11 protein-coding genes, 1 tRNA gene and 2 pseudogenes are annotated in these 14,174 nt (G+C 56.1%); 8 read left to right on the forward strand and 6 right to left on the reverse strand.

All coding sequences use genetic code 11. The features are described 5' to 3' along the window. The first annotated feature begins 7 nt into the window (after positions 1 to 7). From ASE59_RS20475 to ASE59_RS00545, 3 genes are read left to right on the forward strand one after another with little or no spacing between them, the layout of a single operon-like run. Positions 8 to 3,220 (forward strand): SAM-dependent methyltransferase, encoded by a 3,213-nt coding sequence (locus ASE59_RS20475; RefSeq protein WP_056450805.1) that lies wholly within the window; start codon positions 8 to 10, stop codon positions 3,218 to 3,220. Beyond that, positions 3,217 to 3,717: a hypothetical protein gene (locus ASE59_RS00540; protein ID WP_056450808.1), complete on the forward strand. Its 501-nt coding sequence runs from the start codon at positions 3,217 to 3,219 to the stop codon at positions 3,715 to 3,717. The genes ASE59_RS20475 and ASE59_RS00540 overlap by 4 nt, the downstream gene beginning before the upstream one ends. Before the next feature lie 7 nt (positions 3,718 to 3,724). Further along, positions 3,725 to 6,520: a DEAD/DEAH box helicase gene (locus tag ASE59_RS00545; protein ID WP_056450811.1), complete on the forward strand. Its 2,796-nt coding sequence runs from the start codon at positions 3,725 to 3,727 to the stop codon at positions 6,518 to 6,520. Positions 6,521 to 6,529: 9 nt separating this feature from the next. On the opposite strand, the gene ASE59_RS00550 is transcribed toward ASE59_RS00545, so the two are convergent. Together ASE59_RS00550 and ASE59_RS18905 are read right to left on the reverse strand one after the other, a co-directional pair. Next, complete coding sequence (locus ASE59_RS00550) at positions 6,530 to 7,555, reverse strand: P63C domain-containing protein (RefSeq protein WP_082457984.1); 1,026 nt, start codon at positions 7,553 to 7,555, stop codon at positions 6,530 to 6,532. Between the two features lie 248 nt (positions 7,556 to 7,803). Further along, positions 7,804 to 8,424 carry a histidine phosphatase family protein gene (locus ASE59_RS18905; protein ID WP_082457985.1) on the reverse strand — a complete coding sequence of 207 codons (621 nt, stop codon included), beginning with the start codon at positions 8,422 to 8,424 and terminating at the stop codon, positions 7,804 to 7,806. Between the two features lie 174 nt (positions 8,425 to 8,598). Between ASE59_RS18905 and ASE59_RS00555 the strand changes: the two genes are divergently transcribed. Beyond that, complete coding sequence (locus ASE59_RS00555) at positions 8,599 to 8,973, forward strand: hypothetical protein (protein WP_056450818.1); 375 nt, start codon at positions 8,599 to 8,601, stop codon at positions 8,971 to 8,973. Here the strand turns inward: ASE59_RS00555 and ASE59_RS20480 are convergent, their stop codons facing one another. From ASE59_RS20480 to ASE59_RS00565, 4 genes and pseudogenes are all read right to left on the reverse strand, one after another. Beyond that, complete coding sequence (locus ASE59_RS20480) at positions 8,974 to 9,306, reverse strand: hypothetical protein (RefSeq protein WP_235515643.1); 333 nt, start codon at positions 9,304 to 9,306, stop codon at positions 8,974 to 8,976. A 213-nt stretch (positions 9,307 to 9,519) separates the two neighbouring features. After that, positions 9,520 to 10,008, reverse strand: a pseudogene (locus tag ASE59_RS20855) (TniQ family protein); the annotation flags it as partial. Next, on the reverse strand, positions 9,948 to 10,859 hold the full coding sequence (locus ASE59_RS00560) for a TniB family NTP-binding protein (protein WP_056450821.1): 912 nt from the start codon (positions 10,857 to 10,859) through the stop codon (positions 9,948 to 9,950). The gene ASE59_RS00560 and the pseudogene ASE59_RS20855, both read right to left, overlap by 61 nt. Further along, a complete protein-coding gene (locus ASE59_RS00565; RefSeq protein WP_162235254.1) occupies positions 10,856 to 12,604 on the reverse strand; it encodes a Mu transposase C-terminal domain-containing protein in 1,749 nt (582 codons plus the stop codon). The genes ASE59_RS00560 and ASE59_RS00565 overlap by 4 nt, the downstream gene beginning before the upstream one ends. Before the next feature lie 135 nt (positions 12,605 to 12,739). Here ASE59_RS00565 and ASE59_RS00570 point away from each other — a divergent pair. The 4 genes and pseudogenes from ASE59_RS00570 to ASE59_RS00585 all read left to right on the forward strand — a co-directional run. Further along, positions 12,740 to 13,084, forward strand: a pseudogene (locus ASE59_RS00570) (ATP-binding protein); the annotation flags it as partial. A gap of 66 nt (positions 13,085 to 13,150) precedes the next feature. Beyond that, complete coding sequence (locus ASE59_RS00575) at positions 13,151 to 13,609, forward strand: DUF805 domain-containing protein (protein ID WP_200913128.1); 459 nt, start codon at positions 13,151 to 13,153, stop codon at positions 13,607 to 13,609. A 43-nt stretch (positions 13,610 to 13,652) separates the two neighbouring features. Beyond that, positions 13,653 to 13,737 (forward strand) — tRNA-Leu (locus tag ASE59_RS00580). A 63-nt stretch (positions 13,738 to 13,800) separates the two neighbouring features. After that, on the forward strand, positions 13,801 to 14,172 hold the full coding sequence (locus ASE59_RS00585; protein WP_056450833.1) for a PilZ domain-containing protein: 372 nt from the start codon (positions 13,801 to 13,803) through the stop codon (positions 14,170 to 14,172). Positions 14,173 to 14,174: the final 2 nt, after the last annotated feature.

The raw sequence follows: 14,174 nt of genomic DNA on the forward strand, positions 1-14,174 counted from the left end.
TGCCCAGATGGCATCGAAAAAAGAGTTGATGGCGCAGGAAGTCGCCAGGCTGGTCGGCGCTGGCAAGGCAGTGTCTCTTGAAACTGTTGATTTCAATGACCCAAATCGGCCGAAGACCTGTCTAGAGGTTGACTTTCCAATCCTGCCTATCAATCAAGTCGCTATAATCGAAGGTAATGCTGGTAAACCAATATACCAAATGTCAAAGTGGTGGGCGAGGCGTCGTTCCAGCGTATTCCGGTCCATGCTGCTTTCGGCTGCTACAAAAGCGCCGGAAGACAAATCCCATGCGGCGAAACTGATTTGGGATAATTACTACGCTAACCACCAAAGGAAAGGCTCATTCAAAGACCTGCGGGTTGCCGATATATTTATGGGCGGTGGGACTACCCTGGTTGAAGGTTCGAGACTCGGCATGAAGATGCTGGGAAACGACCTTAATCCTGTTGCGTGGTTTGTAGTGAAGCAGGAGCTTGCTAGCGTCGAAGTCGATGAGATTACAAGACTGCTCGGTGACATAGAGGGGAGAATAAAGCCCCAAATCATGCCATTTTATAGTTGCGACGGACCGAATGGCGAAAAGGGTCAATGGACCCATATCTCTTCAAAGAAGGTCATGCCTAGCGATTTCGATCCTATAAAGCTGAGTCCGGATCAGCGCTGCGATTATAGCTACTCTGGGCCGGAAGTGATTTACACCTTCTGGGCAAAGCATGGGCCGTGTCAGGTGACGGGTTGTGGTCATCGAACGCCGATCATGACGAGCCCCGTAATGGCCGAAAAGAGTATTAGCGTTAAGCATTGGGAACACGAATGCAAAAAGTGTGGTTCATCATTCCATATTGAGGAGAATGACGTCCGCATTGCTCCAGATGTTCCGCTATACATTTCACCAGCAGAGCAACCGTATTCGGTTCTTGATAAAAAACGGGGCGTGGTTTGCCCTGAGTGTGGCTACACGGAGCTAGTCAAGCTAGCGAAGGGTTCGAACAAAAAGATTGAGTTGAGCCTGATTGTCCATCCGGACTGGCTTGCAGGGTGCCCGAAGACGGCTTCAGACGGGCAGCCCTATGGTGGCACCTCGCAAGATGATGCCACGTCATCCGAGCGCTGGAACAGCACACGAGCCTCAAAGATCAAGCTACTCGAAGTGCGTGGGCATATGCCGGATCAGGTGACATGCCCGGACACGCAGGCCAGCTTCAATCCAGAGGCTGGAACCGTGCCGAAGCGATCTCACTACGTATGCGGTGCCTGCGGGACTGTTCAGGACGTCCTCGCTACCGTGAAGGCAAGCGGCAAGAACGGCCCTATGTCGGCTTATGCGGTTCAGTGTTACTCGCCGACCCGAGATAAAGGCGGTGCACCTTACGGTGGAAGGTTCTTCTCGCCTTTTAATGGCGCCATTGCTGACCGGTATAGCAGAGCCTCTTTAGAATGGGAGGCGCGCAAAGATACTGATCTGGCAGGTTACTGGCCGCAGTCGAAAATTCCCTATGGCTTCATGACGAGCATGGCCAATGGAGATATCAGAGAGGGGCATGGCTTCACGCATTGGTGGACCATGTTCAATCCGAGACAACTCCTCGTGCATGCACTTTTTCTAAAGGATTTGGATCAGGCTGAAGCCCGAGGTTACTCCAGAGCTGCCGTGGAATCGGTTTTGGCTACTTATGTGCAAGCACTTCGCTACCATTGCATGTTTGGTATCTATCAAGCCGAGTATGACAAGCTCATTCCACATTTCTCTAATAATAACTTTCATCCAAAGAGTAATGTTGTTGAGGGTTCTCTTTTCAGCAGTGTTGGTGCTGGCAACATTGGAGCGATACATGATTGGCTGTCGAAAGGAGCCAAGTGGCACGATGAACCATGGGAACTCGTAGCATTTGAAAACCTGAAGAAAATGGAAAATTCCAGTGCTATCAGTTTCGCAGGGAAGAGCGAGAAGGTCTATCCGGCTGATCCAGTTCTCGGCGCTGACATACTATGCCGTTCATCGACCGATCTCGCCAACATCGCCGATCTAAGCGTGGATCTCGTTATTACAGATCCGCCCTTTGGAGGGCTGCTTCATTATTCAGAGTTATCAGACTTTTTTTACGTATGGCTAAGGCTTCTTTTGAAAGGGCGTTATCCCGATTATTTCGAGTCGGAATATACACCTAAGTCGCTTGAAGCCGTTGCGAACAAAGCTCGTGAGCCTGAAGACGCTGATGGTTTCTACCGCCGACTGTTGACCCAGTGCTGGCGTGAAGCGCACCGAATGTTGAAACCAGGCGGCATTCTAGCCTTTACTTTCCACCACAGCGAGGACGAACCGTGGGTTGCCGTCCTCGAATCCCTTTTTGACGCGGGATACTACCTTGAGGCGACATACCCGATCCGTTCGGATGAAACGAAGGGTGATGGGGAATTTGGCTCTAAAATGATTGAATATGACATCATCCATGTCTGCCGCAAAAGGACTGAAGAGCCTACTCCTGTAAGCTGGGGTAGGATGCGTCGCGAGGTAATGGCTGATGTCCGCCAGTTGCAAGCAATGCTGGAAAATCATGCGAAAGAGGGGCTTCCTGCTGCCGACATTCAAGTCATTCGTCGGGGTAAGGCGCTGGAGTATTTTTCGCGCCACTACGGCAAGGTTTACGTTGATGAAGGTCGCAATATATCGGTCAGGGACGCCCTCGTCGGTATCAACCAGCTAATCGACGAAGACGCCGACAAGGGGAAAGAACCACCGCCCGTTAATGCGGAGCCGATCACGAGACAGTTTTTGCGAACATTTGGTGCATTGACCGAAATGAAGCGCGATCAGCTTCAAAAGTTTTTGAAGGGTTCAATCACTACACCAGACGAATTTGAGCAGCGTGGATGGTGTTCAGAAAAGGCGAAGGTTTTCACCAGGGTCGATCCCCTGACATTCGCCCGAGATTGGTCGGGACGCCATAAGCGTCGGCTCACATCCGACTTGGATCAAGCGCTGGTTCTTATAGGATCGTGCTTTGATGGCAGCGGCATCAACGCATCAGATACTTTGAAGAATGACAACTTCAAGCCGCACATCGCCCTGAAACCGCTGCTGGAGTGGTTGCAGCGTAATGGTCCGGATCAATCCAATCGCAACGCTGCTTTACGGGCGCTGACAATCTATAATTCTTGGGCCGCATCTCTGGCTGTGAAGCCGCACCAAGGCTCGCTGTTCGAGGAGTATGAGCTATGAAACATACCTTCGACACGGTTTGGCAACGCCGCGGAACAAGCTGGATTTGGGACGAAGAAGCCCGGAACCAAGTCTGCGCTGCCGATGAGGTTTGGAGCCTCCGGCAGTTCCTTCGCGCTGCGGGCAATTGGCCCGATGATTTGCCGAGCAACCAGAACAACACCCTGGTCGTAGCAGGATTGGACGGGTGCCTCGATCTGCTGAGTCCCAACGATGCTGAAAGCTGGCTAGGTGATGCCGTCAAGGATGCCATCCTATCGTTCCAGTCGCATTACGAGAGCGAGGCCGCACTTTTATTTTGGCTGCCATCCGGGCTAGGGCGCATCAAGCTTCATCCTGCCACGGATTCCGTCGAATGGCGCTGCGCTGCGCCTCATACGGATAGCATGTTGGCCTTTGGGCGCATCCTCTGGGGAGAGGCTAACGAGTACCCCCAAGAGATCTTGCTACGGCAGGGGGCAAAGCCCGCTGGCCTCTTCCACCTCCGGATCACCTGAGGCTACCGTGGAAACGTCACACGACTTCCTTCCTGGCGAACGGATCACGCATCAGGAGTTCGGTCAGGGCGTCGTCATTGAGCCGGCGCGAGATGGCTATTTGCGCGCCTTCTTCAGTGCCGGAGAGCGCCGGGTATCTCTTTCGGCATTGCGAGCTGAGCTATCCCGAACCGAACGCATATTGGGATCTGTGGAGGGAGGGGCCGAGCGCGCCCGACGGGCTTGGCTGTCATTTGAGGCTCAGGCCCTTCCGATAATGGAAAGCGCTTCCGCGCTAACCTCTGCACGGATCGACCTGCTTCCCCATCAGGTGGTGCTGACCCATCGTATCGCGACGGCTTCACCACGGAGATTTTTGATCGCCGATGAAGTCGGGCTTGGGAAGACGATCGAGACGGCCTTGGTTCTCCGCGAGCTTGCAAGCCGGGGCGAGCTAGACCGTGCCCTCATGGTGGTCCCAGCCGGCCTTCTCCATAATTGGCATCGCGAGCTGAATGAGGTCTTCAATCTCGATTTCGAGATTTTCGGGTCGGAAGGCGATATCACCGATCGCAAGACGAACGCTTTCGCCAAGCATGACCGGCTGATCGCCAGCATCGACACGCTGAAGCGCCCTGCTCGGATCAAGCGGCTCCTCGAAGCCCCGCGCTGGGATCTCGTCGTTTTCGACGAGGCCCATCATCTGACTGCTCATCGTACCGGAGGCAAAGTCAGGAAGACCGAAAACTACAAACTAGCCGAAGCTCTCAAGGACCATGCTCGCGATCTGCTTCTGCTGTCGGCAACGCCACATCAGGGCAATCATTTCCAGTTCTGGATGCTGATCCAGCTTCTCAATCCGACCTTGTTCAATACGCCAGAGGAAATGGTCGAGAACCGACATCGACTGAACACAGTGATGTATCGCAGGACCAAGGCAGATGCTTGCCAGCCCGATGGATCACCGTTGTTTGCTCGCCGTTGGGTACATACTGAGTCATTCCTGATGGGTGATGAAGAGCGCTATTTCTATGAAAAACTAAGGGAGTATCTTGAAGACGGCTTTGACTTGGCGAAGCGGCAAGGGGGCAAAGGGCGCGCCCTCGGCTTCCTGATGGCGATTTTCCAGAAGATCGCGGCGTCGAGTTTTGCGGCGGTGAGGCGGACACTGAAGCGCCGTTTGCTCATGCTTACGCTGCATGAGGCCCATCTTCGGGATAAGGAGATGGATATCGAGGGTCGGGAACGCCTGACTGATGAAGCTCGAACCCTCATCCATGAGGAATTTCACCTCGGCCATGACGCTATCGGGCGCAGCGAGGTCGATCGCGTTTTCGCAGACCTCAAATATCGCTTGGTACGAAAGCTCGATGATGATGCGCTCGAAATGGCCTCAGACCCCTATGCGAGCGAGTTTTCGGCGATCCATGCGGAAGAGGCTGCATCGGCAGTCGTGGATCTCCACCTGCCCGAAGAGCGCCTTCGGATCGGAGATCTTCTTAGCGCCTTTCCGGTCCAGCGTGAAACCAAGGCCCAAAAACTGCTCGATGGTTTAGGCGCCCTTTGGCGGCAAAACCCTCAGGAAAAGATCGTCATCTTCGCGACCTACCTCGGCACGGTCGACCTAATCGCGCAGGAAATCGAGCGAGCGTTTCCGGGGCAGGGTGTGGTGGTCCTTCGTGGCGGCGATCACGGCGCGAAGACTGCCGCTGAGCGGAAGTTCCGTCAGAAAGATGGCCCGCGCGTCCTCGTCTGCACCGCTGCCGGCAGGGAAGGCATCAACCTCCAGTTCGCCAGGATTCTATTCAACTTCGACCTGCCATGGAACCCGATGGACCTAGAGCAGAGGATCGGCCGCATTCATCGCTATGGGCAGAATCACACGGCTCAGGTCTATAATCTTGTTCTTTCCGATACGATCGAGGGCCGCATATTCTTGCTGCTCGACGAGAAACTCGTCGAGATTGCGCGCACTGTCGGGAAGGTGGATGACGAAGGAAATGTGGCCGAAGACCTAAAGGCACAGATTCTGGGCCAGCTCTCGGAGCGCCTAAATTACGACCGTCTCTATCAAGAAGCGCTTTCCGATCCAGAGCTGAAGCGGACGCATGTCGAACTCGAAGCCGCCCTCTCAAATTCGAAAGAGGCTCGAACCGTCGTATTCGAACTATTCCAAGATTTGGACGGTTTCAGTCTCGACGATTACAAGCCATTCTCAGATATTTCTTCGAGCATGGCGCGGCTGTTGCACTTTTTCCAAGGGGCATCCCTCGATCAAGGCAAATCCCTCCAGAAGCTGGATGCGGAGACATACATCCTCGAAGGCAACGGTGCTTCGCCGACCCGATTCACTACCAACCGTGATGCGGCGACGAGCCATGAGGGTTTGCACTTGCTAGGGCTGGACCATCCGCTCATGCAGGATGCCTTAGCACGCTGGGGCAACACCACGCCCGAAGAACTCGGGCTATCCGTCTCATCAAGCGACGTTGCTGAGACGGGCCTCCTGTCCTTTTGGAAGGTGGAAACCTCGACGGCAAGCGGGGACAGACGCGTCCTTCTACAGCCGATCGCTGTGACCCACGAGGGGGTTCGGATACCGTCGATCGAGCGTCAGTATGACCGATATTGGCAAGCCAGCCCTACGCTACCAAAGCTCTCGTCCCAGCAGCGTCTGGCGCTTTTTTCTTCGATAGTTGAGCCTATGCTCCAGCGAGAACTTCGACATAAGGGAGCAGTTAACGCTGATGGCAGCTATTTGGCCGAAATTGTCGGTTACATTGAAATTAGTCCGTCCCATTCCACGGCAGCGCGAGAGCTGTAAGCTAATCGATTACTCCGGTTCCTCTAGATCCAACGCGTAGTTTTTCCCTACCGGGAGCGCTTCTGGGAACGCACGGAAAAAATTGCGCTCAAACTGTTTGATGTTGGTTGATGCGTTGCCAATACCAACAACTTGCCAGAGATGAGCCCGAATTGCGGGCATTCCAACCTCGTCTGAGAGAAACTGAAAGAGCTTATACCGGCGGCCGCCATTAGCGTAAACTACTGGGTTCTTCTCGTCCAAGATTTCGAGGATTTTGCCCCGGCTATTTGCGAGCGGGTGGTATATGAATTTCCGAGTAAAATTTGCGAAAAAACGAGGGTGCTGGGATTTTGTTGGATCAAATCGCCGAATACCATATAGTCGGTAAAGCATATCTGCGAATTTTTCCGGAAATTCGCGTTCCCACTGCGCCCACTCGCTTCGAACAAATTGCTGGAATAGCTGTCGATATTCGTCCTTTTGGCGCCCAGAGAAGCCGACCGCCTCATCGATAAGGCCGACGATGCCGAGTTTTGCTGCCGAGCGTAGGATTATCTCTGCATTTTTGGCTAGAAATTGCTGCGAGTGGTTTAGGCGACCTTCACGACCGGCGTCGATCAAGACCTCGCATACATCGATTAGGACGGTCCCTTCGTACCCATCGATTACGAGGCCGGCCGGTCCTGAATCGGTAGGTGCAGGGCGGAAATGCTGGGGATTTTCGATCACCTTCCAGAGCGCCTCGCTAATCCCGGAGCGCACGGCTTGTCGCGTCATCGACCGAAGAAACGCATTGCCGCCAGTCGATTGAAGCCCCAACGCAGAGGCCATCGCCGCCTTTGAAATCATTCTTCGCTTGTCGTCGAGAACATACGCATCGACGACCACTGCACCGATATGAAGCGGGGCTTGATGTGTAGCGACAGGCAGACGGGAAGGGTCTGATATTTTTGCCCAACGCGCCTTGGCCGCATTGACTGCGATCTCCCGCCGTTCTTCCGGGGATAGTTTCTTCGCGCGCTCGCTGCCGCCTAAGCTCTGCTTACTGGCCATACCACCTCCATGCTTGCTAAGGTTAGCGTAGAGATGCTTGCTATGCCAAGCAAGGATAAATTCTATAGGTTGTCGGTATATGCTTGCTCGGTCTCAATTTTCCGGATGCGATTGTGGGGTGCGGTTGACGGGATCGAAGCCGCTCTTCAGATCGCTCTCGCCCACTCGCTGGCAAAATTATAGCGGCTAAAACGCTGAGTTTGGTGAAGTGAGCATCTGCGACGGCATGAACGAAGCGTATCGATTCACTATTCGGTTAGCACTTGCTGTTCACGCCATCCCTTTGATCCAAAATGGAGATTTAGCCTCTGTCCGTTGCTGATCGCGGGCGGGGCACCTTTCTTCCAGAAACGCTCCATCTTTCCTTTGTCGTCCAAATGACCTTCATTGATGACAGCGCGGACGGCCTGGATAAATTGACCATGACTAAAAACGTAAACTAGAGCGTCGGGCGATAAGGCCGATAGCCTCTCAAGCGCCTTTTCCGCGCGGCGTAGTAGCGTTGCAAAACTTTCTGCGCCTTCTCCATCGCAGTACGTCGGGTCGGCGGCGCTCCAGAAACGTTCCAAATAGGGCATCCTTGTGGAGCTGAGGGTTCCGTTCCACCGAGAAGGCTGAAGATATGTGAACTCTTCAATTGGCCAAACCTCGACCGGTACGTCTGGAAAGCGCTCGATTGTAGGCGCTGCTGTTTGCCGCGTGCGAAGGTATGGCGAAGTGACCATAAGCGTTGGTGTTTCACCCCACGATGTGGCGACTTCTCGTGCTTGCTGCCAGCCGAGGTCGGTCAGTTCGATCAACGAGAGATCGTCGCTCGGCTTACCAGCATTTCCGGTGCTCTGGCCGTGCCGCACAAATGTCGCTCTCACGCTAAATTACGCCCTTTGAAGCCAAGGTCATGTTCGTACAGGCATCAGGCCGTTGCCCATAGGGTCTGTTTCTGCGATCTACGACGCGCGGCACGGTCAATCCCGTCCGTGGGGCGTCGTAACCCCGTTGAAGGCGTAGTCCGGTCGAGCTTCTCGGCCGGGTGGCTGCCGCGTATGTCCAAGGCTCTGCTCAAAGGCGGCAGCGCCTTGTGCTACGCGCGGGGTTACGAACACCCGGCTTCTGGCCGGGGCGTCTCTGTGATCCAGGAGGCGAATTTGTTGAGTATGCCAGACCGCGAAGTTGACTTCGATGCCGTCACAAGGCGCCTGTCGGCCATGCTTCAAGTGCTGGAAGCGGAGTTTGGACTTAATCGGTTTGAAGGCGCCATGGCTGCGATGCTCGTGGGAGCGAGTGATGTTGGGCTCGCCGAGGTGAAGATCATGCAGAAGGTTCTTCGAGATTACGCGGCCATTGCGTCAGCCGCAGAACGAGATGCGAAAAAGCGAGGTGGCGTGACCGTGTCTTCCGGTGTGGAAAGCTCGCTCTGATTAAGCCTGCGAAAGATAAGTTGCGACGGTATCGGCATATGCGAAGGGGATGTGCCTTTGATCGCCGCGCATAGCCCAGCTTTTCCACATCCCAGCCTCGGCGCAATGACCGATAAAGTTAAACGGCCATCCTTCTAACAAACACGCACCGATCGCGATCATGCGATGCCGGTCGGCTGTTGAAAGATTTTCAAAGGCCGCGTTCTTGGTCGAACGGATAGGTGGCGAGGGATCGGCACCCAAGTAGCGGCTTACAGTTTCCCGGAGGCGTGCTGAGCGGGGATTCGACGATACAACGCTGAACACCTGTCGTATCAGGTCGAAGTACGCCAAGGGGTGGAGGTCGCGAAGCGGCGGCGGCGGCGCCCCTGTTCCATACGCCACTGCGCGCATCGCGTGTTCGAGTTGCAACGCTCTTGTATCAGCTGCGGTCACTGGCGATGCACGGCGATCGAAACCGCATTGATGACATTGAGGATCGACGCCGCGATGGGGAACGGCGGGCTCTCCGCAGCTAGTGCATCGGTCGTGGAGGATCACGCCATGCCTTGAACACGAAGTTGAGAAAGCCAGCCGCCAATCCAGACGATAATAGGGTTGAGCATCTTCCTCCAGACACGAGGGGCACCATTGCTGGCCGCCCAATCGCCGTGTCCGGTGATAAACCCCGAGCGGTAAGACCCAGCGGGTCGCTACCTTGACCCGAACTTCCTCAAATACCACGCCCTCGAACGCCCGCAGGGTCGTTTTTTCCAGGAGCGCAGTGTTCCGGCCCGTCCGCGAAGCGAGCGACAACAATATGTCGGCAGGGGCAAGGGCATCAATGTCCCTGTTCCATAACTGCCGCCCTGGCCATAGGAGATGGCTAAATGTCTGGATCTTTTCGCTATTTCCTAAAGCCACTCGTCTTAACCATGACGAGAATAGCTCGTTTGGCTTAGGATTTGGCCGCCAAGGAAGGAGCGAGTTTACTGTCAACTGCGATGACCCAAAACAGCTTCGGCCGCTTTCCGCCTGTCCTCGGGGGCGACCCACCCGAGGCCATCTAACAAGTCAGAGTCGATGCGTTCCGTGCCTGAACGTATCGCTGTCTCAGCGGCTTCCCTGATTAGGCGAGATATCTCGCCGATAGTTCCACCAGAAAGCCCCAAAATTCGCTGCATCGTATCTGTCTCCGACAAATTCGATGGTTGCCGCAAAGGCAGTGTGGATTCGATCGTGTTTAAAAGAACCTTGCAGGCGTTGTCACTTTTCCACTTTGGAAGAGGCCAATGCTCAAAGCGATTGGTGAGCTGCTCGTCGGACTGTAATGCCCTCAAGGCAGATGCAAGGCCACAGCCTATGAGGTGTATTTGAAGTTCGTTCGAGATATAGCGGATCAGATTCAGAAATTGCCTCTGCTGCTCGATCCTCCCACCGTGGATGTTATGTAGTTCGTCAACAACAAGGACTTTAAGCTCAACTATTCTACATATTTTCAGCGTCTGAGCTTGGACGTGACTGAGGACCGCCGTGCGCTGTATGGGAACGTTGAGCTTTTCGAGAATGGCGAGGTAGAATTGTCGCGCATCCGGGGTGGGAGGCATTTGAATGTAGATCACCGGGCAGCGGACGGCATCCGCTTCATCATCGTGGACCGGTGGGTTTGCGTCGGTAAATCGACGCACGAGCATGGTCTTTCCATTGTTCGTTGCTCCTGCGATCAGCATACTCGCAGGCCGGTGTGATCTTGGGCCGTTTAGCAGGGCATCCATCCGGGTCAGGATGCGCTTTGCGATCCCGTAGGACACGAACGGCTCCCGCGCGAGCGAACTGATTCGTTCATCGTCCGAACTGCCCAAAAGCTCTTTCGCGGTCGGAGTGAGTTCGCGGGCGCGACCCATCATTCATCAACCTCATAGAATTCGTCGCCTTCCAGGTCATCCGCAGTGATACGACGCCACGGGGAGGCCGAGGCGGGCTCGTGGCTCTCAGGGCGGGTTTCAGAGTATGATTGGCTGATCTTCGCGCCATTCCGACGCTCATTCGCGAGCCGGCTCTTTCGTGAGGCTTTACGCGCTTCTAGCGATTTCTCGACAATCTCCTGCGCAAGTTCAGCAGCGCGGAAAAGCGCAGTCTCGTCATAGTCTCGTTGCCCGCTGGCGCGTAGGAGCTTGCGAGCGTTTTCCAGTTCCCAAGCCGTTATGCTTGGGCGGGAAATATCGCGCGAACGGACAGGATAATAAATGTTGTCGTCGGGGCAGAGGAACCAAATGCGTGAAACATCACGCGGGTCGCGTCGAACAACAAACTTACGTCGCCCCTGGTCGTCCAGATAAGGTCGTAGAATGTCATCCATATATAGGATCCCGCCCCATCTGATGCCCCGGCGGCTCACAGACCGACGTTCTATCGGTAGGAAATCTATAAGCAGCCTAGCCGGATCACTGATTGGCGTAGGAACGCCTCTCCCTGCCCGCTGTTTGTTCCCGAATATACCGGCCTGCCATCTCGCGTTTGGCGTCATCCCGTGATGGCTGTGCAGGCTGCAATGATAATGACCTGCAATGAACGTCGCGATCAGCAACTCCAACTCTTGCATGGTGAGCGACGCCTCTTTCGCGGGGTCGGTGTCGCCTCGTTCGACTATCGAACCGCCGGTCGCGCCGGGCAGGGTTCTTAAGGATCGCATTGCGGTGCCGATGACGCGCTCTACGATTCCGCCAAAGTGGGGCATCCCTCCGGGTCGGAAGTTGATCGCCATGCCCCAAGCCCGACAACCCAGCTCTACAGCCTCCGACCGAAAGTCCGCTCCATTATCAGTATAGATTTCGTCGGGCCGACCATGCGGAAGCCATTTAGGGCTGAGACCGATTCGTGCTGCCCAGCCGTCTTTCGGCAGGATGCTATGGACGAGGCATAGCCCTACGGATGTGGAGGATGGGGCTTCGAGCGAAAGATAGAAACCGAGCACCGCGCGGGAATATTCGTCGATCGCCACTGTGATCCAAGGCCGCTCAAGTGGCTGACGGAGCGCCTCGTCCACGACAATGAGATCAACCCGCGTGTGATCGATCTGGATGCGTTGCAGAGGAAACGTGGTTTCTGGTGTCGAGCCCGATACCAACCCGAACTGTTCCCGCGCTCGCTTAGCGCCCTCGCGCGAGCGAACAATTTGCACTGTTGGAATGGCGGCTATGCGTTTTCGCACTGTTTTCTGATCGGGAAGCCTGAGGCCGAGTCGCTCCGTTCGCCGTCGAACTTCCAGAATCGTCTGGGTGATAGTGGGCCTCATCCGGCTGAGATGATAGGAAGCGATCACATCCGATATGACAGCCTCAACTCGGGGATCGACCATGCTCCTGCCAGACAATGAGGAGCGCCTAAGCGGTGCTAAATCTGTGAGTCGCCGGGTCGCGCCGTATCTCTTTAGCAAGGTGAATACGGTTCGGATTGAGCAGTTTAGCTCTTCCGCCGCCACGCCGACGTCACGATACGTTCGCTTGGGAAGCGCGAGGAGCCGATCCAACACGGGCTTTCTGAGCATCGCGATTTTCAGCCGCTCTGGCGACGCCGTTATGTCATCGCCGTCCACAGTTTCGGCATGGATTGCTGATCCGTCAAAAACTGCCTGTTCTGGCAAGTCGGTCACGGTATCGGCTCCGATTGCTTCCATCGGTGATCGCGAAGAATCCAGTGCAGCTTATCGCTCCCCAAAATGCAGTCAATCGGCGGTAAGATTCGGCTCAAAGCCGTCGCTCAATGCGAGCAAGCATGGGCAGTCCACATGAGCGCCGCCGATCTGGTGCTGCCGCCGCCCGCCGAAGGATCGGCGGAAGTCGCGGCGCGGGTCGCGGCGGCGCGGGCGGTGCAGCATGCACGCTATGCCGGCGATGGTGTCCGGACCAATGCCGAGGCGGATGGCGGCGTGCTGGAACGGGCGGCGACGCTTGACGTGCCGGCGCGTACGCTGCTGGCGCAGGCGGCGGAGTCGATGCGGTTGTCGGCGCGCGGATTTCACCGCGTGCTGCGGGTCAGCCGGACGATTGCCGATCTGGCGGGAGCGGACGGCATCGGGCGGGCGCATGTGGCGGAGGCGCTCAGTTATCGGCGGCGTGCACCGATCAACTGAGCGATTGCGTTCTGCACGCCTGATTGCGACGATGCGGCATCGTAACGATTGGGGGGAGGTTCTATCATGTACTGGATGACGTTGCCGCTGCGACGCTATGCCGATTTCTCCGGACGGTCGCGCCGCATGGAATATTGGATGTTCGTGCTGGGTTACGGGATCGTGTTGATCATCCTGGGAGCGATCCTCGGGGTGATGGGCGTGTTATCGTCGAGCATGTCCGACCTACAGTCCGGGGCTGTGAACGGCGCGCTCATGCTGCCGATCATCGTCTTCGCTATCATCGGCCTCGGCATCCTTATCCCGTCGATCGCGGTGCAGGTACGCCGGCTGCACGATCGCAACATGAGCGGATGGTGGCTGCTCGGCGTCTACATCGCCAGCCTCATCCCGTTTGTCGGCTTCTTTGCGTCGATCGGGCTGCTCGTCCTTCTCGCGCTGCCGGGTACGGTCGGTCCCAACCGTTTCGGTCCGGATCCCAAGGATCCCTATGGCAGTCTGAATGACGCCGACGTCTTCTCCTGACGGTTGCAGGCGGCATCGCCTTGCGCTAACGGACCGCCTGCGTGCCCCTGTGGTGAAATTGGTAGACGCGTCCGACTCAAAATCGGATTCCGCAAGGAGTGCTGGTTCGAGCCCGGCCAGGGGCACCAAATTCGCGAACGCCCAATGGTTTACCGGGCGTTAGGCGACGATCTGCCATAAGCGGGGTCGTCATGAACGAATTTGCCACCGACCCACCGGCCGAACGTTCGCGCCGTGACAGCGTGATCCTGAACGCGCGGATCGAGACCGCCGATCAGATGGTCGAATGCCGGGTCCGCAACCTGTCGCAGACCGGGGCGTGCATCGACAATGTCGGCAATCTGCGCGCTGGCGACCGCGTGCTGGTGACGATGGGCATGGTCCATCATGTCGAGGCGAGCGTGCGCTGGGCGAATGGCGGACGGGCCGGACTGCATTTCGAAGGTGTCCAGATCGACATCGCCGCCGCCCGGCGTCCGCGGGGCACGGTGGTGGCGGCACCGCGCAACGTCGCGGGATGGCTCGACAATATGCACAGCCCCTATCGTCGCGGTGGCGATTGATC

It is taken from the genome of Sphingomonas sp. Leaf10 (assembly GCF_001421245.1).
Lineage (GTDB): Bacteria > Pseudomonadota > Alphaproteobacteria > Sphingomonadales > Sphingomonadaceae > Sphingomonas.

What these genes read in the sequence shown, in the direction of transcription:
- ASE59_RS20475 (WP_056450805.1), top strand. Translation starts at nt 8, where the DNA reads ATGGCATCGAAAAAAGAGTTGATGGCGCAGGAAGTCGCCAGGCTGGTC.
- ASE59_RS00540 (WP_056450808.1), top strand. Translation starts at nt 3,217, where the DNA reads ATGAAACATACCTTCGACACGGTTTGGCAACGCCGCGGAACAAGCTGG.
- ASE59_RS00550 (WP_082457984.1), bottom strand. Translation starts at nt 7,555, where the DNA reads ATGGCCAGTAAGCAGAGCTTAGGCGGCAGCGAGCGCGCGAAGAAACTA.
- ASE59_RS00555 (WP_056450818.1), top strand. Translation starts at nt 8,599, where the DNA reads ATGTCCAAGGCTCTGCTCAAAGGCGGCAGCGCCTTGTGCTACGCGCGG.
- ASE59_RS00560 (WP_056450821.1), bottom strand. Translation starts at nt 10,859, where the DNA reads ATGATGGGTCGCGCCCGCGAACTCACTCCGACCGCGAAAGAGCTTTTG.
- ASE59_RS00575 (WP_200913128.1), top strand. Translation starts at nt 13,151, where the DNA reads ATGTACTGGATGACGTTGCCGCTGCGACGCTATGCCGATTTCTCCGGA.
- ASE59_RS00585 (WP_056450833.1), top strand. Translation starts at nt 13,801, where the DNA reads ATGAACGAATTTGCCACCGACCCACCGGCCGAACGTTCGCGCCGTGAC.